Source organism: Streptomyces sp. NBC_01474, from assembly GCF_035918215.1.
Taxonomy (GTDB): Bacteria; Actinomycetota; Actinomycetes; order Streptomycetales; family Streptomycetaceae; genus Streptomyces; species Streptomyces aureus.
Genome location: NZ_CP109449.1, coordinates 9,432,765 through 9,448,269, shown reverse-complemented (window position 1 = coordinate 9,448,269; position 15,505 = coordinate 9,432,765). Strand labels below are relative to the sequence as shown.

Genomic DNA, 15,505 nt, shown 5'->3' with positions numbered 1-15,505 from the left:
GGTATCGGTTACCGCCTGAGCCAGTCCACCGCCCGGGCGGCGGCGAACCCGATGAAGGCGTCACGCTCGGGAACTCTCGAACGGGCGTCGACGGCCCTGGTGAAGACGCCGACCGCGTACCGGCCACCGTCCGGGTACTCCACCACGCCGATCTCGTTGCGCAGCGAGGGCAGCGTTCCGGTCTTGCCGCTGATCCTGACGTCGTCGTCCGCGAAGCCGGAGCGCAGCCGGTGCGGCCACACCTGCAGTTCCAGCCAGCGCCGGACGTCGGCGCACGCCGCCGCTGGCGCTGCTTCGTCACGCCAGATCAGGCCCAGCAGGCGGGTGCTGTCCGCGGCGGTGGTCCGGCAGGTCTCTTCGGGTGTCAACGCCCGTAGCTTGGCGAGTTGTTCGGCCGGCAACGCGGCCAGGATCCGTTCGTCGTCCTGGTAGTCGATCCCGAGGTCCTCCCCGATCGTGCGCAACAGCTCCCCGCAGTCGTGGGGGACGGCCGTGTGCGGGAGGTCGAGCCGCCGCAGTGACGCGGCGACCGCGGCCTTGCCCACCTTCTTGAGGATCAGGTCCGTGGCGACGTTGTCGCTGATGCCGATCATCAGGACGGCCAGGTCGTACCAGGACATCGTGACGTCGTGTCGAAACGTCGCGAGGCCGTACGGGCTGGCGGTCGGATGTCCCGGTGCCACCGTGATCCGCTCGGCGAGGTCGAGTTCACCGTCGGCTGCCTGCCGGGCAAGTTCCACTGCTACGGGAACCTTGAACACGGAGGCGGTGACCACCGGTTCCTCGGCGTCGATGCCCATCTGTCGTGGGCTGTCCAGATCGGCCGCGTGCAGCCATACCTGGACACCGACTTCCGCCGCCCGGCCGGTGATCGTCTCGACCAGTTCCGCTTCGGTGACCATGGGGTGATCCCTTCTGTCTGTCGGGTGTGGAATCGCTGTCCGGACTGGATCTTTTGCTGGGTGCGCCGGCCGACTACTTGGTGCCGGTCGACGGGAAGTTGAACTGTTCGGCTCGCTGCGGGACCCAGAACGCGATCACCGCGGTGAGCAGCGTGGTGCAGATCAGGAAGCCGAACGCGGCGGTGTACGAGAATGCGTCCGCCAGCCAGCCCATCGCCAGCGGCGCGATCACTCCGGCGACCTGGCCGCCGAAGTTGTTGATCCCGGAAGCGAGTCCGGCCACCGCCGTGGGAAGCACCCGCAGCGGAAGGCCGAAGACGCACATCGTCGCCATCCCGAACACTCCGACAGCCAATGTCTCGTAGAGAGTGAATGTCGCCGCGCTGCCCGCCGACACCATCAGGGCGAGCAGGACCGCGGTCACCGTCGCGATGGACACCAGGTACCACCTGGCCTTGTCATGGAAGTACCGGTCGAACAGCCAGCCGCCGAAGATGGTCGTCGCGAAGCCCACCAGACTCGGGATCGCCGACAGCACGCCGGTCTCGTTCAGCGACAGGTGTCTGGCCTCGAGCAGATAGCTGGGCACCCAGGTGACCAGGCCGTAGCTGAGCATGTTCATCGCGCAGAACAGCACCGCGAACTTCCACACCGCCGGGGACTTCAGTACTTGTGCGCGCGAGACTTCGGGCGTCGTCACCGTCGTTTGCGGGAGCCGGCTGAGCCGGTCCGGCAACGCCTTGGGCAGGAGCGCCCACAAACCGATGCCGATGGCCGCGCCGCAACCCGCCATCCAGAGGAAGGTGTGCCGCCAGCCGATGCCCGTCAGCAGCGGGGCGACGAGCAGGGGTGCAAGGCCGGCGATCCCGCTGGCCGACAGCATCACGCTGGTGGCGGTCCCCCGTCTCTCCGGTGTGGTCCGTTCCGCGATGGCTTTGAACGACGCCGCCGGGAAGGCGCCCTGACAGGCACCGAACAGGCCACGGAACAGCAGGAGCAGACCGAAGGTGCCGGCCATCCCGGTCAGAGCGGTGAACAGCGACCAGAGCACGAGCGTGATCAGCATCGGTTTGCGGGAGCCGTACCGATCGGCCAGGAAGCCCGCCGGTATCTGGCAGATCATGTAGACCAGCGCGAAGACGGTGACGAGCGAGCCCTGTGCCGTCTTGCCGAGATGGAACTCCTCTCCGATCGACGGCAGAGCCATACTGATGGAGAAGCGGTCGATGTAGTCGATCGACCAGGCGCACAGCATGACCACCATCGTGATCGTTGCTGTCCGGTTGACCAGCTTCGGTGTCCAGGTGTCCTCGGTGACCACCGCCGTCATGGCTACCTCCGTACCGCTGCGTCGGGATTGATGGCCCATCCTGGACATCAGGTGACGCAGCGGGTTCGTGGAGTTCCACAAACCTTCAGATGCTGTTCGGGCGGTGCGGACGAACGTTGTCTCGTTGCGGTGTCCGGCTTCTACTCGTGGTGGTGGGCTGGGTGGAGCCGGAGTTGCAGCATCGCCGCGAACCGCTCGCCGGGGTCGTCGAGGTTGATCTCACCGACCTCTGCGACCCGTCGCAGTCGGTACCGGAAGGTATTGGGGTGCACGTACGCCGCGGCGGACGCGGCGGCCACGTCGCCGAACGCGTCCAGCCAGCACGAGAGCGTGTGGACGAGCTGTGACTGGTGCCGGGCGTCGTAGTCGAGCAGTCGGGCGACGGGCCCGGTCGCCACGTCCCCGCGCGCGGCGGCCAGATCGGCGAGGTCCAGCATGAGTGCGTCGACGTGGACCTCCTCCGCCGTGGCCACACGCCGGGCGCCCCCGTTGGCGAGCAGCACCCGCAGCGCCCGGTCCGCGCCGTCACGCGAGCGGCTGAGTACGGAGCCGTCGAGAGCGGGCGGGCCGATGCCGATCGCCGCGTCCACGCGCTGCCCGGTGCGTTCGAGGAAGGTCGACGCGACGCGGATCGACCGTTCCTGGCAGTCCGCCCGGCTCCCCGGCATCGGCACGATGCCGTAGGCCACATCGCCCACCAGCGCCACGGCCGAGCGCGCCTGGACCGCACTCAGGTGCATGGCCAGCGCGTCCGCGACCCGCTGGCGGTCCGCGACCCGGCGCAGTCCGTCCTCCGTCGACGGATCGGCGTCCGAACCGCCGAACAGACCCAGGGCCAGGACGATCGCGGGCTGTCCCACGAGCCCGAGCCGCGCAATCGCCTCCGGTGCCCCGGTGCCGCCTTCGAGCGCGGTGCTCACCAGGTCGGCCCGCAACCGGCGTTCGACATCGGCGCCCGCACGCAGGCGCAACATGTGGAGCGCGACGAGCTTGCCGGCGTCGATCAGCGCCTGCGTACGCTCCTTGGACAAGGGCCCCGGCACCGCCGCCCAGATCGAGCCGAGGATCTCGTCGCCGGCCCGCACCGCGAGCGCCACCCGGGGAACGGTCATCGACTCGTCGTGGAGCGGATCGACGTACACAGGCGCATGGCCGCGATGCAGTCGCTCGAAGACGCCGTTGCGCGCCAGGCCGAGGGTGAACCGTTCCGGCACCTGACGGCCCAGGATCGTCTCCACGCGGGACTGGTCGGCCTCGTCCTGGCGGCCGGAGAAGGCGAGCACCCGTGAGCTGCGGTCCTCGATCGTGACCGGCGCGTCCAGGAGCGCGGCCACCGCGTTGGCCAGCGCGAACAGGTCACCCGACGGCATGCCGCCCAGCGTCTGCGGTGAGATGTCGCCGATGTCTCCCTCGACGAGCAGGGTGCGGAGCATGGCGGCGACCTGCGCCCAGGAGGCTCCGCGGGTGAGTCCGAGCAGGGCGACGCCGGACTCGTCGGCGGCCCGCCGGATTTCCCCGGTCGCGGCGAACGGTGACCGGACGACGAGCGCCGCCGCGCCCTTGCGGCCCAGGTCGCACAGGAGGCGGACCACGTCGCCCGGTTCGTGGACGCCCACACCCAGGACGACGGCCTGCGCGGGGAACTGCGCCTCGTCGAGCGGGTCGTGGATGACTACGCCGCTCAGTTGCCGGCGCGTGCTCCCGCCGCCGGCGATCGACTCCAGCAACACGTCCCCGAGATCGTCGAGAACGCGCGCCAGGCTTGTGTGTGGCTTGCCAGACGTCGGTGTCAGCACCGCCCAAAGGTAACTCCGGCCGCACCGGAACCTGTTGGTCCGATCCGACCGGATTTCACGGCGAATTCGTCGCCAGCTACGAACCGAGCCACACCGTCGAGGTGGTGACCTCCGCCAGCAGGTCGGGAATCGGCGTGACACCGAGGCCCGGCCCCTGGGGCACCGGCAGGTGTCCGTCCTTCAGGACGAACGGTTCGGTGATGTCGGTCCGGTAGAACCGGTCCGACGCCGATGTGTCTCCGGGCAGGGTGAACCCGGGCAGCGAGGCGAGCGCGACATTGGCCGCCCGCCCGAGCCCGGTCTCGATCATGCCACCGCACCACACGGCGATCCCATGGGCGGCGCAGACGTCGTGCACCCGCCGTGCCTCGAGGTATCCGCCGACCCTGCCGGGCTTGATGTTCACGATGCGACAGGCGCCGAGCGTGATCGCGTCGGCAGCCGAACGGGCGGACACGATCGACTCGTCGAGGCAGACCGGCGTGCGGATGCGCCGCGCCAGCTCGGCGTGGCCCAGAAGGTCCTCCTCGTCCAGGGGCTGCTCGATGAGGAGGAGCTCGAAGGGGTCCAGACGGGCGAGCTGGGACACGTCGGACAGCGTGTACGCCGTGTTGGCGTCGACCTGCAACAGCACATCGTCACCGAAGCGCTCCCTCACCGCTCGCACCGGCTCGACGTCCCAACCGGGTTCGATCTTCAGCTTGATCCGCACATAGCCTGCGTCGAGATAGCCGCCGACGACGTCCAGGAGTTGGGGGACGGAGTCCATGATGCCGACCGAGACCCCGCACGGAACGGAGTCCCGGGTGGACCCGAGCGCGGCGGCGAAGGACAGGTCGTGTGCTCGGAGTTCGGCGTCGAGCACGGCCATTTCGAGCGCGGCCTTCGCCATCCGGTGCCCCTTGAACCTGGCCAAGCGGGGTGCGACTTGGCTCGCGGTGACCTCGCCCGCCTCCATCAGGGCCGGGACCAGGAAGTTCCGCAGCACGTGTTCGGCGCCGTCGACGTATTCCGAGGAGTAGAGCGGCCCTCCCATGGTGACGCACTCGCCCCAGCCCTCACCGTTCGGCGTCACGACGCGTACGAGCAGCAGTTCCCGTACGTTCTGCGTACCGAACGACGTCCGGAACGGTGCCACCAACGGCATCTGGACACGCAGAAGTTCCACACCACTGGGCTTCATGACGACTTCTCCCTTGAGACCACGTACCAGCCGGCACGATCGAATCCGATGACCCTGGCTTCCTCCGCCATCAGGCCTCCCAACACCTCCCGCAGCGCGACGCGCCACGCCTGGCCCTGACCCGGGTCCGTGCGTCGGAGTGTCTCGATGTCCGGCGGCACGCCGACGAGCACGACCGGCCCGTCGGCCACTGCGGTCAGCGGGTCCCCGTCAGGTGCGACGGACAGGGCAGCTGCCGCACCGCGCTCTCGCAGCGCGGCGGCGTCGACCCGGGCGGGCTCACCGAGCGATGCGGCGGAGGCCGCCGGGCCCGACAGGTCCCAACGGACCATCAGCCGGTCGGTGTCACCCGAGCCGTTGATGCCGTCGCGCATCGGCCCGTAGAAGTCGGGCAGGTAGCGTGCCGGATCGACGCCGAGCTTGGCCAGGTTGAAGTGTGCGTTCCGCCGCACCAGGGGGTCGAACGTCCAGGTGATCAGCGAGACGTGCTGGCGCAACGCCCAGGCGCGCTGGTGCAGTTTGAGGGAGAACCCGATCCCCCGGCCGAGGCCTCGCGGCGCGACCCCGGCGATGTGACTGTGCAGGCTCGCCTTGGCCGGGCTGCCGAAGAAGCCGAGGCAGGCTCCCAGAAGCTCGTCCCCTTCATACGCCCCTGCGATGTAGTTCCCCGCCGCGGCCATCGCCCGCAGCAGCTCGGTCGTCACCGGTTGGGCACCGGCGCCCGGCTGCCAGATCGACGCGAAGAGCCGGCAGACCTCGGTCAGGTCGGACACCTCGGTCAGGTCCCGGATTTCCACACGCGAGGCGGCTGCCGCAGCGGTCGCGGCGGCCAGCGCGGCCGCGCTCACGGCCGGGGAAACCAGACCTGACTCAGGTGTCGCAAGATCGGTCACGGGACTGTCCTTTCCGGGCTTACCGGGCGGGCCACCGTGGTGCCGCACCAGGGTTGTCCGCCGCGTTTGTCGTGGCGCACGGAGCTCATTTCGCCAACACGGCGTCGATCAGGGCGGTCAGCAGGGCGGTGCGCCGCGGCAGTTCGGCGACGACGACGTGTTCGTCGTCCGCGTGCGCACCGCCGCCCACTGCGCCGAGGCCGTCCAGGGTGGGGACCCCGAGGCCTGCGGTGAAGTTCCCGTCCGAGGCGCCGCCGACAGCGGCGGCGGTGAGAATTCCGAGGCTGAGTTCGCCGGCGAGCGTTGCGGCAAGGTCGAACAGCCCCGAGGACGCCTCCTCCTGCAGCGGCGGGCGGTTGATGCCACCCGAGATCCGGATCCGCGAGCCGTCGAGTACGGGCCGGAGGTCCCGCACGGCCTGATCGACCCGCCGCTGCTCCGCCTCGTCCCACACACGCACGTCGACCGCCACGCCGGCATGGGCGGGAACGGTGTTCGTGGTGGTGCCGGCGGACAGTGCCGTCGGCACGACGGTCGTACCCCGTTCGGCATCGGCAAGTGCGGCGACGGCGAGGATCTGGTGCGCCACCTCCACCCCGGCGTTCACTCCCTTTTCCGGTTCGAGCCCGGCGTGCGCGGCCCGGCCGTCCACGTCGATCCGGTACAGGGAGACGCCCTTGCGGCGGCACTTGAGCGCTCCGCCGTCGGCCGATGCCTCCAGCACGAAGACCGCGTCGCAACCGCGAGCCTCTTCCTCGATCAGGCGCCGCGACGACGGGGAGCCGATCTCCTCGTCACCGGTGACGAGGATCGAAAGACCCGACCGGTTCCGTGCGGCCGCGGCGGCATGCAGCGCCATGACGACGCCCGCCTTCATGTCGAAGCAGCCCGGCCCGCGCAGCACTCCGTCCAGGACGGAATACGGGTGCGTCTCCAGCGATCCGGTGGGCCACACCGTGTCGTGGTGTCCGAGCAGCAGCACACGCGGCGCCTCGCCGAACCGCCACCTCAGATGCGTACACCCGTCGATCACCACGGGATCCGGCTCCGCGTCCAGCAGCCTGCGCCCCAGCGCCGCCACGACGTCTGCGCTGCGGGCGACGGCTTTGTGGTCGGACGACGGCGACTCGCACCGCACCAGGGTCTCGATGTCGGCGAGGAGCGCCTCCACCGTCGTTTCGGCGCGCGTCGCCGTCATCGCGGCTCACCTCGCAGCGGCTGTCCGGCAAGCGCGTCGACCTGAAGCTCCCCCGCACTGACCACCGGGACACCACCGACGAACAAGTGCCGCACGCCCACGGACGGCCGCGTGGAGTCGAAGTAGGTGGCGCAATCGGTGATCGCCACGGGGTCGAGTACGACGATGTCGGCGTCCGCACCGACGCCGAGGTGTCCCTTCGCCCGCGCGCCCGGCGCCACGTCGTCGAGGACTCGCGCCGGCAGGTGGGCACAGCGCCGGAACGCCTCCGGCCAGTCCCAGGCGCCGCTCTCCCGCACCATCACGCGCAGCGTCTTGGTGAACGTTCCCGCGGTGCGCGGGTGCGTCGTTCCCCCGGGCGGCAGCGGCCACTCGGTGCTGTCGTTGCTGCCGTCGGGCCAGTAGACCGGCATCGCGTCACTGGCGACGATCGCGTCCGGGAAGGCCAACGCCTGGTGCAGCATCTCGAGTTCGCGCGGGTTGCCCTCGTCGAGGAACTCCAGAATGCAGGGCGCCCCGGGGTCACTGTCGCGCAACTGCCGCAGGCGACCCGCGTCGGCGATGCGTTCCCCCGATTCGAGCATCACGACGCTCGACGGGGACAGGCCCTTCATCCGCAGCCGTTCGGCGTCGAGGAAGGCCGCACCGATCGCGGTGCTGCCCGCCCCGTACGGGTAGGCCTCGACCGTCACCCGGGACCCGGACCGCCGTGAACTGTCCAACGCGCTGAGTACCCGGTCGATGTGGTGGCCCGACGTACTGTTGACGTGGCAGTGGTGCATCGCGGCGCCGGTCTCGGCCGCGGCGATGACGATCTCCTCGGAGCCGTCTGCCGGAGTGCCGGGATCCACCTCGACCAGCTCACGGACGTGGGTGTACGTCGGCACACCGGCCTTCGCGGCAAGCCGGGCGACGGCGAGGAACTCGGCCGGCTCACTGTGGGGCGCGTACCCGAGGAGGACTCCGATGCCGAGCGCTCCGGCGGCCAGTTCACCCTCGATCAGGGCCAGCCACTCGACGAGTTCACGATCGGTGGAGGAGCGCTGCCATGCGTGGTTCCCCAGCACCGCGAGGCCGCTCCCGATCTGTGCGTCGGGCTGGATACCGGCGAGCACCTGGGCTCTGGCGCCACCCCACGAGGCGGAGAAGCCGTAGTGCAGCGGGCGTCCGTCGGCGGCGGCCTCGGCGTACGCGCGCCCGATGGGCATGAGTCCCGATTCCAGGTCGAGGGCCGTCGTCACACCGTCCATGGCCTGCAGCCGTTGCCCCGCGATGGAGTGCACGTGGCTGTGCAGGTCGACGAACCCCGGACCGACGACCAACCCCGTGACGTCGACCACCTCGCATCCCGGCGGCGCGTCGAGCCCTGCGGCGACAGCCCTGACCACGCCGTCGGACACGAGGACGTCGGCAACGCCGTCGAACCCTGTTCCCGGATCAATGACACGGCCGCCACGCAATAGTGTCTGCATGCTTTCGTCTCCTCGTCGAGGACGCACCGGAGCACCTGCTGGTCTCCAGTGCGACCCTAGGAGGGTGATCAGGCACCGCTGTTGGTCCATGCCGACGAATCCGTGGCGGCCTGTTCATGCGCGCCGACGAACGCGGCACGAAGTGCTGGTTCTTCTCCAGGCAGCGAGGCAGAGGAGGACAGTGCCTGCCACCAAGGCGACGGCCGCGCCGGCGGGGATGTGAGGTGTTCAGCCGGGAGTTGAATGGTCGTCGGGATCGTCGCCGAGCCCGGCGGGGCAGAGCGGGGCGAGCACGACGATGCCGTGCTCCTCGGCGAACTCGGCCATCGCGTCCCGGTACTGGGGGTTGAACTCATCCGCCCACCGGTCAATGCGCGAAGACGGTGCTCGCGAGGATCACGTGGACCGCGGTGCCGCCGAGGATGCTCAGCAGGGCGTTGCGTCGCCATAGGTGCAGGCCGATGGTGACCGCCAGAGCTGCGAGTGGGGCGATGGCGCGTGAATGGGTCGCGGGAAGGTCGCGCAGGCAGTAGGCGAGCAGGATGACCATGACGCCGGCCGGCATGCGGGTGCTGAGGTACTGGACCGTGGCGCTGGCGCGCATGGGGGCCAGGGCCGCAAACGGCAGGGCGCGCAGGGCCCAGGTGATGGCGGTGGAGACGGCGACCGCGGCGAGCAGGTAGGGGGTGTCAGGCATGGCTGGTCCTCGTGCGGGCGGTGAGATGCCGGGCCAGGAGGCCGACGGTGAAGAAGGCGAACGCGGCCGGCAGCATTTCGGCGGGGAGGAGAAGGCGGGCGGCAAGTGCACTGAGCAGAGCCAGGACGGGGGTCGGCAGGTCATCGTGCCGGTCGCGGATCGCGTCGAGGGCCAGGACGGTGAACAGGGCGGTCAGAGCGAAGTCCAGGCCGGTGACGCTGTCAGGGATGAGTGAGCCGAGCAGTCCGCCTGCGGTGGCACCGACGACCCAGTACAGATGCATGAACAGTTGGAGCCACAGGATGCGTCGGCCCGACCAGGATCGGGCGTGTTCGCCGGTCGTCAGGGCGTATGCCTCGTCAGTCAGGGCGAAGGTGCTGTAGGTCTTCGCGAGGCGCCCGTTCACACGGTGCAGCGGGAAGGACAGCGTGTAGAAGACGTGGCGAATGTTGACCAGGAAGGCGGTCAGGGCGATGGTCCCCAGCGGTGCGACCGCGGCGACCAGGCCGACGAGCACGAATTCGAACGATCCGGCGTAGATGAGCGCCGTGAACGCGCTCGCCCACCACCACGCCAAGCCGGACTGGGTCACGACAACGCCGAAGGCGACGCCGAGCGGCACCAGCCCCAGGCCCACGGAGGCGGAATCCCTGAACGCGGCCGGCGCCGCGGCTTGCCGAGGCGGAACCGGCAGTGCTGCAGGGGACGGGGGCACAACGGAGTCAGCGGTTCCGGTGACAGGCCGAAAAGCATCGTCGACAGCGGACGGAGGTATTCCCATGCGGAAATATTAGGACAGAAATGACCTAATATGGTTGCCGATAATGACTCAGTGATCTAGCAATGGGCAATCAAATGCATGTTGATCCTATCGATCGTGAAATTTTGTTTCACCTCAGTCAGGACGGGCGACTCACCAACGTCGAACTCGCCAAACGAGTCGGCCTGACCCCACCCCCATGCCTGCGCCGGGTCAAGCGACTGGAGGAGGCCGGCGTCATCAGCGGATACCGGGCCGTCATCGACCCCGTAGCACTGGGCCGCGGGCTTGAGGTCCTCGTCGACGTGGAGGTCAGCGCCACCGACCGCAAGACGTTCGAGGAGTTCGAGGAGACCGTCTCGTCCTACGAGGAAGTCATCGAGTTCCGGCGCATGTTCGGCCGCCCCGACTACTTCATCCGCGTCGCGGTCGCCGACCACGCCGCCTACGAAGCCTTCCTCACCGGCAAGCTCAGCGGCCCGCCTTGCGTTCTCCGGCTCGAATCCCACCTCACCATGAAGAACATCAAGACCAACTCCTGACGCCCTCCTACAGACTGCGCTGCCAGGTCTGGCCGACCAGGTCCTGGCCGAAGCTGTGATGGGACTCTTCGGCGACGAGCTCGAAGCCGTGCTTCTGGTAGATGCGCCGGGCCGACCCGAGCACGTCGTTCGTCCACAGGGTGATCGCCTCGTACCCGGCTTGGCCCGCGAACTGCAGGCACTCCTCGACCAGGCGGGCTCCCAGCCCCAGGCCGCGCGCGTTCGGATCGACGAGCAGCAGGCGCAGCTTCGCCGTCCGCTCGTCATGGCGGACACAGAAGACGCAGCCGGCCCGCGCCCCGTCGACCTCGGCGATCCAGGCGGCCTGCGGACCGGGTTCCTTCCCCTCGGCGTAGTCGGCGACGATCCTGCTGACCAGCGCCTCGAAGCCGGTGTCCCAGCCGAACTCCCGGTCGTAGAACTCACCGTGCGCCATCACCACCCAGCCCAGGTCGCCGGATCGACCCAACGGCCGGATAGCCACTTCACGCTCTGCCATGTCGACCCCGACTTCCGCATTTTCCTTCACTGAAACGACTGTTTCAGTAGACTAGCGTGGTGAGCCGATCCGAACCAACCCCCTCCCCTCGCCGCCAGGAACTGCTGGAAGCGGCGTACGCCTATGCCTTGCGCAGTGGCCTGGGCGAGCTGTCCCTGCGTCCGCTGGCCGAGGAGATCCACTCCAGCCCGCGCGTACTGCTCTACCTGTTCGGCAGCAAGGACGGCCTGATCAGCGCCCTACTCGCCCGGGCCAGAGCCGACGAACTCGCACACATGCAGCAGGTCGCCGAGTCGCGGGACGGGGCCGAGGGGCTCCAGCCGATTGCCCTGGAGCTATGGCGATGGCTTTCCGACGAGGCCCACCAAGGACTCTTGACGCTGTGGGTCGAGAGCTACGCCCGTTCCCTCATCGAACCCGACGGGCCGTGGGCCGGGTTCGCCCGCGACACGGTCAGCGACTGGCTGGCGCTGCTCGCCTCCGGCCAACCCGCCGCGATACGTGACACCGAGGCCGCTCTGACACAGCGCACCCTCGTACTCGCAGTCCTGCGGGGCGCGATGCTGGACCTGCTCGCCACGGGCGAGACCGCGCGCACCACCGCGGCGGTCCACCATCAGCTGTCCGCACTGGGGTGACGCGGGCGCGTCCCGGTCACGCGGTGCCGCGATGGTCTTGCCTTCAGGGCTCCGGCCACCTCACCGGCCGTGCAGTCAGGTCGAGTTCGAGCCGGCCGTTCATGTCGAGTTCGAACCGGCCGAACCGACTGTCGGCGCCGCCGCCGCCTCGATCGGGTCCTTGCTGACGCTAGCTCTGCGGGACGTCCTTGACGTACACGATCCCGTCGTATCCGGCCAGGTGGGCCGGGTCGAGTGGGGCGTAGCCGAAGTAGGGGGACACGCGGGCTGCCGGCTGTGTGTCGCCGAGGTCGGCGGCCAAGCGGTGGGCGTCGACGACGCAGCGGTCCTCCGGAAGCGCGTAGAGGTGACCTTCGACGGTGTCCGTGGGTGGGGTATCCACGCCCTGATGCCGGATCGTGCCGAGGGCCGTGGCCACGAAGGCGTACCCCTCGCCCAGGCGAGAGCTCACCAGTGCGCCGGCGCTCCACCACTCCACCGGCCGTCCGCCCATCCGCATCGAGCTCTTGTCCCGCTGGAGGTGGCCGTTGTGGGCGTGAATCAGTGCCGGGTCCCGTTCGGCGAGGGCGAGGAGGTTGGCGGCCATCATCGAGTCCCGCAGGCCGACGAGCCGCGTCATGCGGCTCGGTGAGGTGTCGGCCATCCAGAAGTGGTAGCGCAGCAGGCCCGTTGCGGTGCGCCCGCACAGGCGCGCCCGGTCCCAGTCGTCCCTCGATGTCGCCGCGATGATGTGCGGTGTCTGTTCGTCGAGCAGCGCCACCAGATCGTCGGCGAGCAGCCGCAGTTCCCTCGCCTCGGCAGACTGCCCCACGGACTCGGCCGGGTCCGTCATCGCCGCGGGATTGGTCCACCGGTCGTCGGCGCCGAGCAGGCGGTCGAGCGTCTCCGCCGTGCAGGGAAGCAGGTCGGCCTCCACTCGGGCCGCAAGGCAGCCGTGCAGTGCGGTGAGGGCCTGGCGGGGGCTCGCGGCGCCGGTGATCTCCAGCGGGCCGTCGAATCCGGCGAAACGGAGCCGCTCGGGCGCGGGCCGGCCGTCGTTGTGGGCGCGCATCCAGCGTACGAGTTCTCGGTTGGCCGCAGACGCACCCCAGCCGTGGCTGAATCCACGCTCCATGACTTCTTCGAGGGTGCCCGAGCCCGTGGTGACGTAGTCGTCCACGACCAGGCCCATCATGCAGTCGCTCTCGATCGCGATCGTCCGGTAGCCCTCCTGCTCCACGAGTTGCCGGAAGAGCTCGTTGCGCAGGTCGAGCAGAGCGTCCTCACCGTGGGTGGGCTCGCCCAGAGCAAGCAGACGCGGCCGGGCCGGGAGCAGCCCCATGACGGCAGTCGCCTCAACGGGGAGGACGGTGTCCTTGATGTCAGTAGCCATGCCTTAAACGCTATCGTTGAACCTTCGATTGAAACTTTTCCGTGATATCGGCAGGACCTGACAGGCTCATGGGAACAAACCTTCAAAGCCGTGTGCGACTCAGGCCGGTCGATCTGGCGCGCGAGCACGGTCTGTCCACACAGGCGATCAGGAACTACGAGGAGGCCGGCATCCTTCCGGCCGCCCGTCGCACACCCCACGGCTACCGCACCTATACGTCACTGCACGCGGGAGCCCTGCGCACATTCCTCGCCCTGCTGCCCGGCCACGGCCACCGGACGGCGACGTCGATCATGCGGGCGGTGAACCAGGGCACGGACGAGGAGGCGTTCCGCCTCATCGACGAGAGCCACGCCCAGCTCCTCGACGACCGCCGGACCCTCCAGGCCGTGGAACGCGCACTTGGCGACCTGGAGCCCACCACGTCGCCCGAGCCCGGTGCGAGGTCCGGGTCCGGGTCCGGCGGCACGTTCATCGGGCCGCTGGCCGGGAAGCTGGGAATTCGGCCCGCGACGCTGCGCAAATGGGAGGGCGCCGGGCTGGTGCGCCCGCGCCGCGACCCTCGGACCGGATACCGCGTCTACGACGACGCCGACGTACGGGACGCCCGGCTCGCCCATCAACTCAGGCGGGGCGGCTACCTGCTGGAGCAGATCGCCCCGCTGATCGCCCAGGTGCGGGCGGCCGGCGGCCTTGAGCCGCTGGAAGCCGCACTGAGCGACTGGCACGGCCGGCTGTCCGCCCGCGGGCGGGCCATGCTGACCGGAGCCGCCGAACTGGAGGCGTATCTCCGCGAGCGCGGCTGAGATTTCGGTCGGCATCCGAAGAGGCGCAAGGGCCAGTGGCGGCTCCTTCGCGGCTGCCCCGTCCACCTCCTGCCCGAGGCGCCCGGCAAGGCGATGCGCATGAGCGAACTCGCCGCCGCCTGCGGCATTTCCTCAGGCGGGATGACACGCGTCGTCACCCGGCTGGAGAAGCGGGGCTGGGTCGAGCGCACCAAGTGCGCCCAGGACGGCTTCCCGCCCTCTGTCATCCGCCGGATTTCCTGCGGCCGCGCCGACGCCAGTGCCACACTGCGCCGACCGCGACCGAGGCAATGAACAGAACGATGCCCACGACCGGCCAGTTGCTGTCGGCGATCCGCACGCCCGTCAAGAGGGTGACCACGACCAGGACGACCGGCAGCAGTAGGGAAAGGAGGGTGCGGGCGGCACCGGCGATCAGGGAAGGGTCGAGGTGCGACCGCCGCCGGGAGACCGGCGCGGAATCGGTGAAGTAGAAGGCCGTGGCCCGGTCTGTCAATCGAGTGGTGGCCTGGTGGTACGACATGGCCATGTATGGCATCCAGATCAAGGGGGCGACGATTCCCACCAGGAACACCAGCCCCAACAGAAGCCATCGGCATGCCTGCACCAGCCGGTGTGACCAGCCGGTGTGCTCGGACGCGGTGAGCAGTCCCAGCACGCGCGCCATGCGCAGGGTCAGGTACCACAGCACAGCGGGACGCCGTAGCGCGGATCGCTTGCCCGGGGCCGCCTGTTTCCGATGGCAGGCCGCGAGGGCGTCCCGGGCCTGGCCGACGTTCTCATGCACGCCTTGGAGGACGAGGAGTTCGGCGGCGCGGTCGTCGGCCGTGGGATCGCCGCCTTTCAGCGCGGCCAGCTCCAGGACCGTACGGGCCTGCTGGAGCAGCGCAGCGCAGAACGCGACCGGTACGAAGATCAGGAACGGGCCGCCGACGAAGGCACCCTCGGACACCGTGGCACGCCACCCCCTGGCAATCACCAGTGCGTGGAGCCCCGCCGCATCCATGTCCGGGTGGTCCTTCTTGATACCGGCGACCGAGCGTGCGGCGGTCGGGCCGAAGCGCCGCACCGCGAAGGCGGCCAGGTTCTCGGGAAGGCACTGCGGATCGTGGAGCGTCGACCTGAGGAGCCACCGCGCGGGCGACGGCCCCGGCGCGGTGTCAGGGGGTAGTGATCGCGAGTGTGGCACGGCGTGGCTTCGGTTTCATCGCGTCCTGCGGCCAAATGACGACCGCAGCGTCTCGAACCTTGATCAGTTCTTGCTTCTGCAACTGGAGCAGCGTGGCCTCGACCGCTTCTGCGCTGCGGGACGCATCGAACCGCGAAACGGTCAGCGTGGCCACGCTCGTCCTCCAGCGATCAGCCGGTCCGGGGGCAGTGCACATCAGTAAACGCCGAAGGCCGAGAAGGTGCATCT

Annotated in this window: 17 protein-coding genes; 4 read left to right on the top strand and 13 right to left on the bottom strand. The window is 69.4% G+C overall.

Features of this window, described 5'->3' with window-relative positions:
* Window positions 1–8: 8 nt before the first annotated feature.
* From OG758_RS43285 to OG758_RS43245, 9 genes are all read right to left on the bottom strand, one after another.
* Window positions 9–902, bottom strand: coding sequence for a serine hydrolase (locus tag OG758_RS43285; RefSeq protein ID WP_326714899.1), 894 nt, complete (start codon window positions 900–902; stop codon window positions 9–11).
* 73 nt (window positions 903–975) lie between these two features.
* Window positions 976–2,232, bottom strand: a complete 1,257-nt coding sequence (locus tag OG758_RS43280; protein WP_326714898.1) for an MFS transporter — start codon at window positions 2,230–2,232, stop codon at window positions 976–978.
* A gap of 140 nt (window positions 2,233–2,372) precedes the next feature.
* Window positions 2,373–4,028 carry a PucR family transcriptional regulator gene (locus OG758_RS43275; RefSeq protein ID WP_326714897.1) on the bottom strand — a complete coding sequence of 552 codons (1,656 nt, stop codon included), beginning with the start codon at window positions 4,026–4,028 and terminating at the stop codon, window positions 2,373–2,375.
* Window positions 4,029–4,104: 76 nt separating this feature from the next.
* Complete coding sequence (gene menC / locus OG758_RS43270; protein ID WP_326714896.1) at window positions 4,105–5,211, bottom strand: o-succinylbenzoate synthase; 1,107 nt, start codon at window positions 5,209–5,211, stop codon at window positions 4,105–4,107.
* Window positions 5,208–6,104, bottom strand: coding sequence for a GNAT family N-acetyltransferase (locus OG758_RS43265; protein WP_326714895.1), 897 nt, complete (start codon window positions 6,102–6,104; stop codon window positions 5,208–5,210). The genes menC and OG758_RS43265 overlap by 4 nt, the downstream gene beginning before the upstream one ends.
* An 85-nt stretch (window positions 6,105–6,189) precedes the next feature.
* Window positions 6,190–7,302, bottom strand: a complete 1,113-nt coding sequence (locus OG758_RS43260) for a M20 family metallopeptidase (protein WP_326714894.1) — start codon at window positions 7,300–7,302, stop codon at window positions 6,190–6,192.
* Entirely contained in the window at window positions 7,299–8,774 is a 1,476-nt protein-coding gene (locus OG758_RS43255) for an amidohydrolase family protein (protein ID WP_326714893.1), read from the bottom strand. The genes OG758_RS43260 and OG758_RS43255 overlap by 4 nt, the downstream gene beginning before the upstream one ends.
* 367 nt (window positions 8,775–9,141) lie before the next feature.
* Window positions 9,142–9,471: a branched-chain amino acid transporter permease gene (locus tag OG758_RS43250; RefSeq protein ID WP_326714892.1), complete on the bottom strand. Its 330-nt coding sequence runs from the start codon at window positions 9,469–9,471 to the stop codon at window positions 9,142–9,144.
* Window positions 9,464–10,108 carry an AzlC family ABC transporter permease gene (locus OG758_RS43245; protein WP_326714891.1) on the bottom strand — a complete coding sequence of 215 codons (645 nt, stop codon included), beginning with the start codon at window positions 10,106–10,108 and terminating at the stop codon, window positions 9,464–9,466. The genes OG758_RS43250 and OG758_RS43245 overlap by 8 nt, the downstream gene beginning before the upstream one ends.
* A gap of 218 nt (window positions 10,109–10,326) precedes the next feature.
* On the opposite strand from OG758_RS43245, the gene OG758_RS43240 reads away from it, so the two are divergent.
* On the top strand, window positions 10,327–10,773 hold the full coding sequence (locus OG758_RS43240) for an Lrp/AsnC family transcriptional regulator (RefSeq protein WP_442810389.1): 447 nt from the start codon (window positions 10,327–10,329) through the stop codon (window positions 10,771–10,773).
* A gap of 7 nt (window positions 10,774–10,780) precedes the next feature.
* Here the strand turns inward: OG758_RS43240 and OG758_RS43235 are convergent, their stop codons facing one another.
* Complete coding sequence (locus tag OG758_RS43235; RefSeq protein WP_326714889.1) at window positions 10,781–11,272, bottom strand: GNAT family N-acetyltransferase; 492 nt, start codon at window positions 11,270–11,272, stop codon at window positions 10,781–10,783.
* A 59-nt stretch (window positions 11,273–11,331) separates the two neighbouring features.
* Between OG758_RS43235 and OG758_RS43230 the strand changes: the two genes are divergently transcribed.
* Entirely contained in the window at window positions 11,332–11,910 is a 579-nt protein-coding gene (locus tag OG758_RS43230; RefSeq protein ID WP_326714888.1) for a TetR/AcrR family transcriptional regulator, read from the top strand.
* 169 nt (window positions 11,911–12,079) lie between these two features.
* On the opposite strand, the gene OG758_RS43225 is transcribed toward OG758_RS43230, so the two are convergent.
* Entirely contained in the window at window positions 12,080–13,282 is a 1,203-nt protein-coding gene (locus OG758_RS43225; RefSeq protein ID WP_326714887.1) for an erythromycin esterase family protein, read from the bottom strand.
* A 68-nt stretch (window positions 13,283–13,350) separates the two neighbouring features.
* Here OG758_RS43225 and OG758_RS43220 point away from each other — a divergent pair, with 68 nt between their 5' ends.
* On the top strand, window positions 13,351–14,088 hold the full coding sequence (locus OG758_RS43220; RefSeq protein WP_326714886.1) for a TioE family transcriptional regulator: 738 nt from the start codon (window positions 13,351–13,353) through the stop codon (window positions 14,086–14,088).
* 69 nt (window positions 14,089–14,157) lie between these two features.
* The gene (locus tag OG758_RS43215) at window positions 14,158–14,382 is read left to right on the top strand and encodes a MarR family winged helix-turn-helix transcriptional regulator (protein WP_326716228.1); all 225 of its coding nucleotides are present in this window, start codon (window positions 14,158–14,160) and stop codon (window positions 14,380–14,382) included.
* Here OG758_RS43215 and OG758_RS43210 read toward each other — a convergent pair.
* A complete protein-coding gene (locus tag OG758_RS43210; RefSeq protein WP_326714885.1) occupies window positions 14,312–15,277 on the bottom strand; it encodes a hypothetical protein in 966 nt (321 codons plus the stop codon). The genes OG758_RS43215 and OG758_RS43210 overlap by 71 nt on opposite strands.
* Entirely contained in the window at window positions 15,249–15,431 is a 183-nt protein-coding gene (locus tag OG758_RS43205) for a hypothetical protein (RefSeq protein WP_326714884.1), read from the bottom strand. The genes OG758_RS43210 and OG758_RS43205 overlap by 29 nt, the downstream gene beginning before the upstream one ends.
* Window positions 15,432–15,505 lie beyond the last annotated feature (74 nt).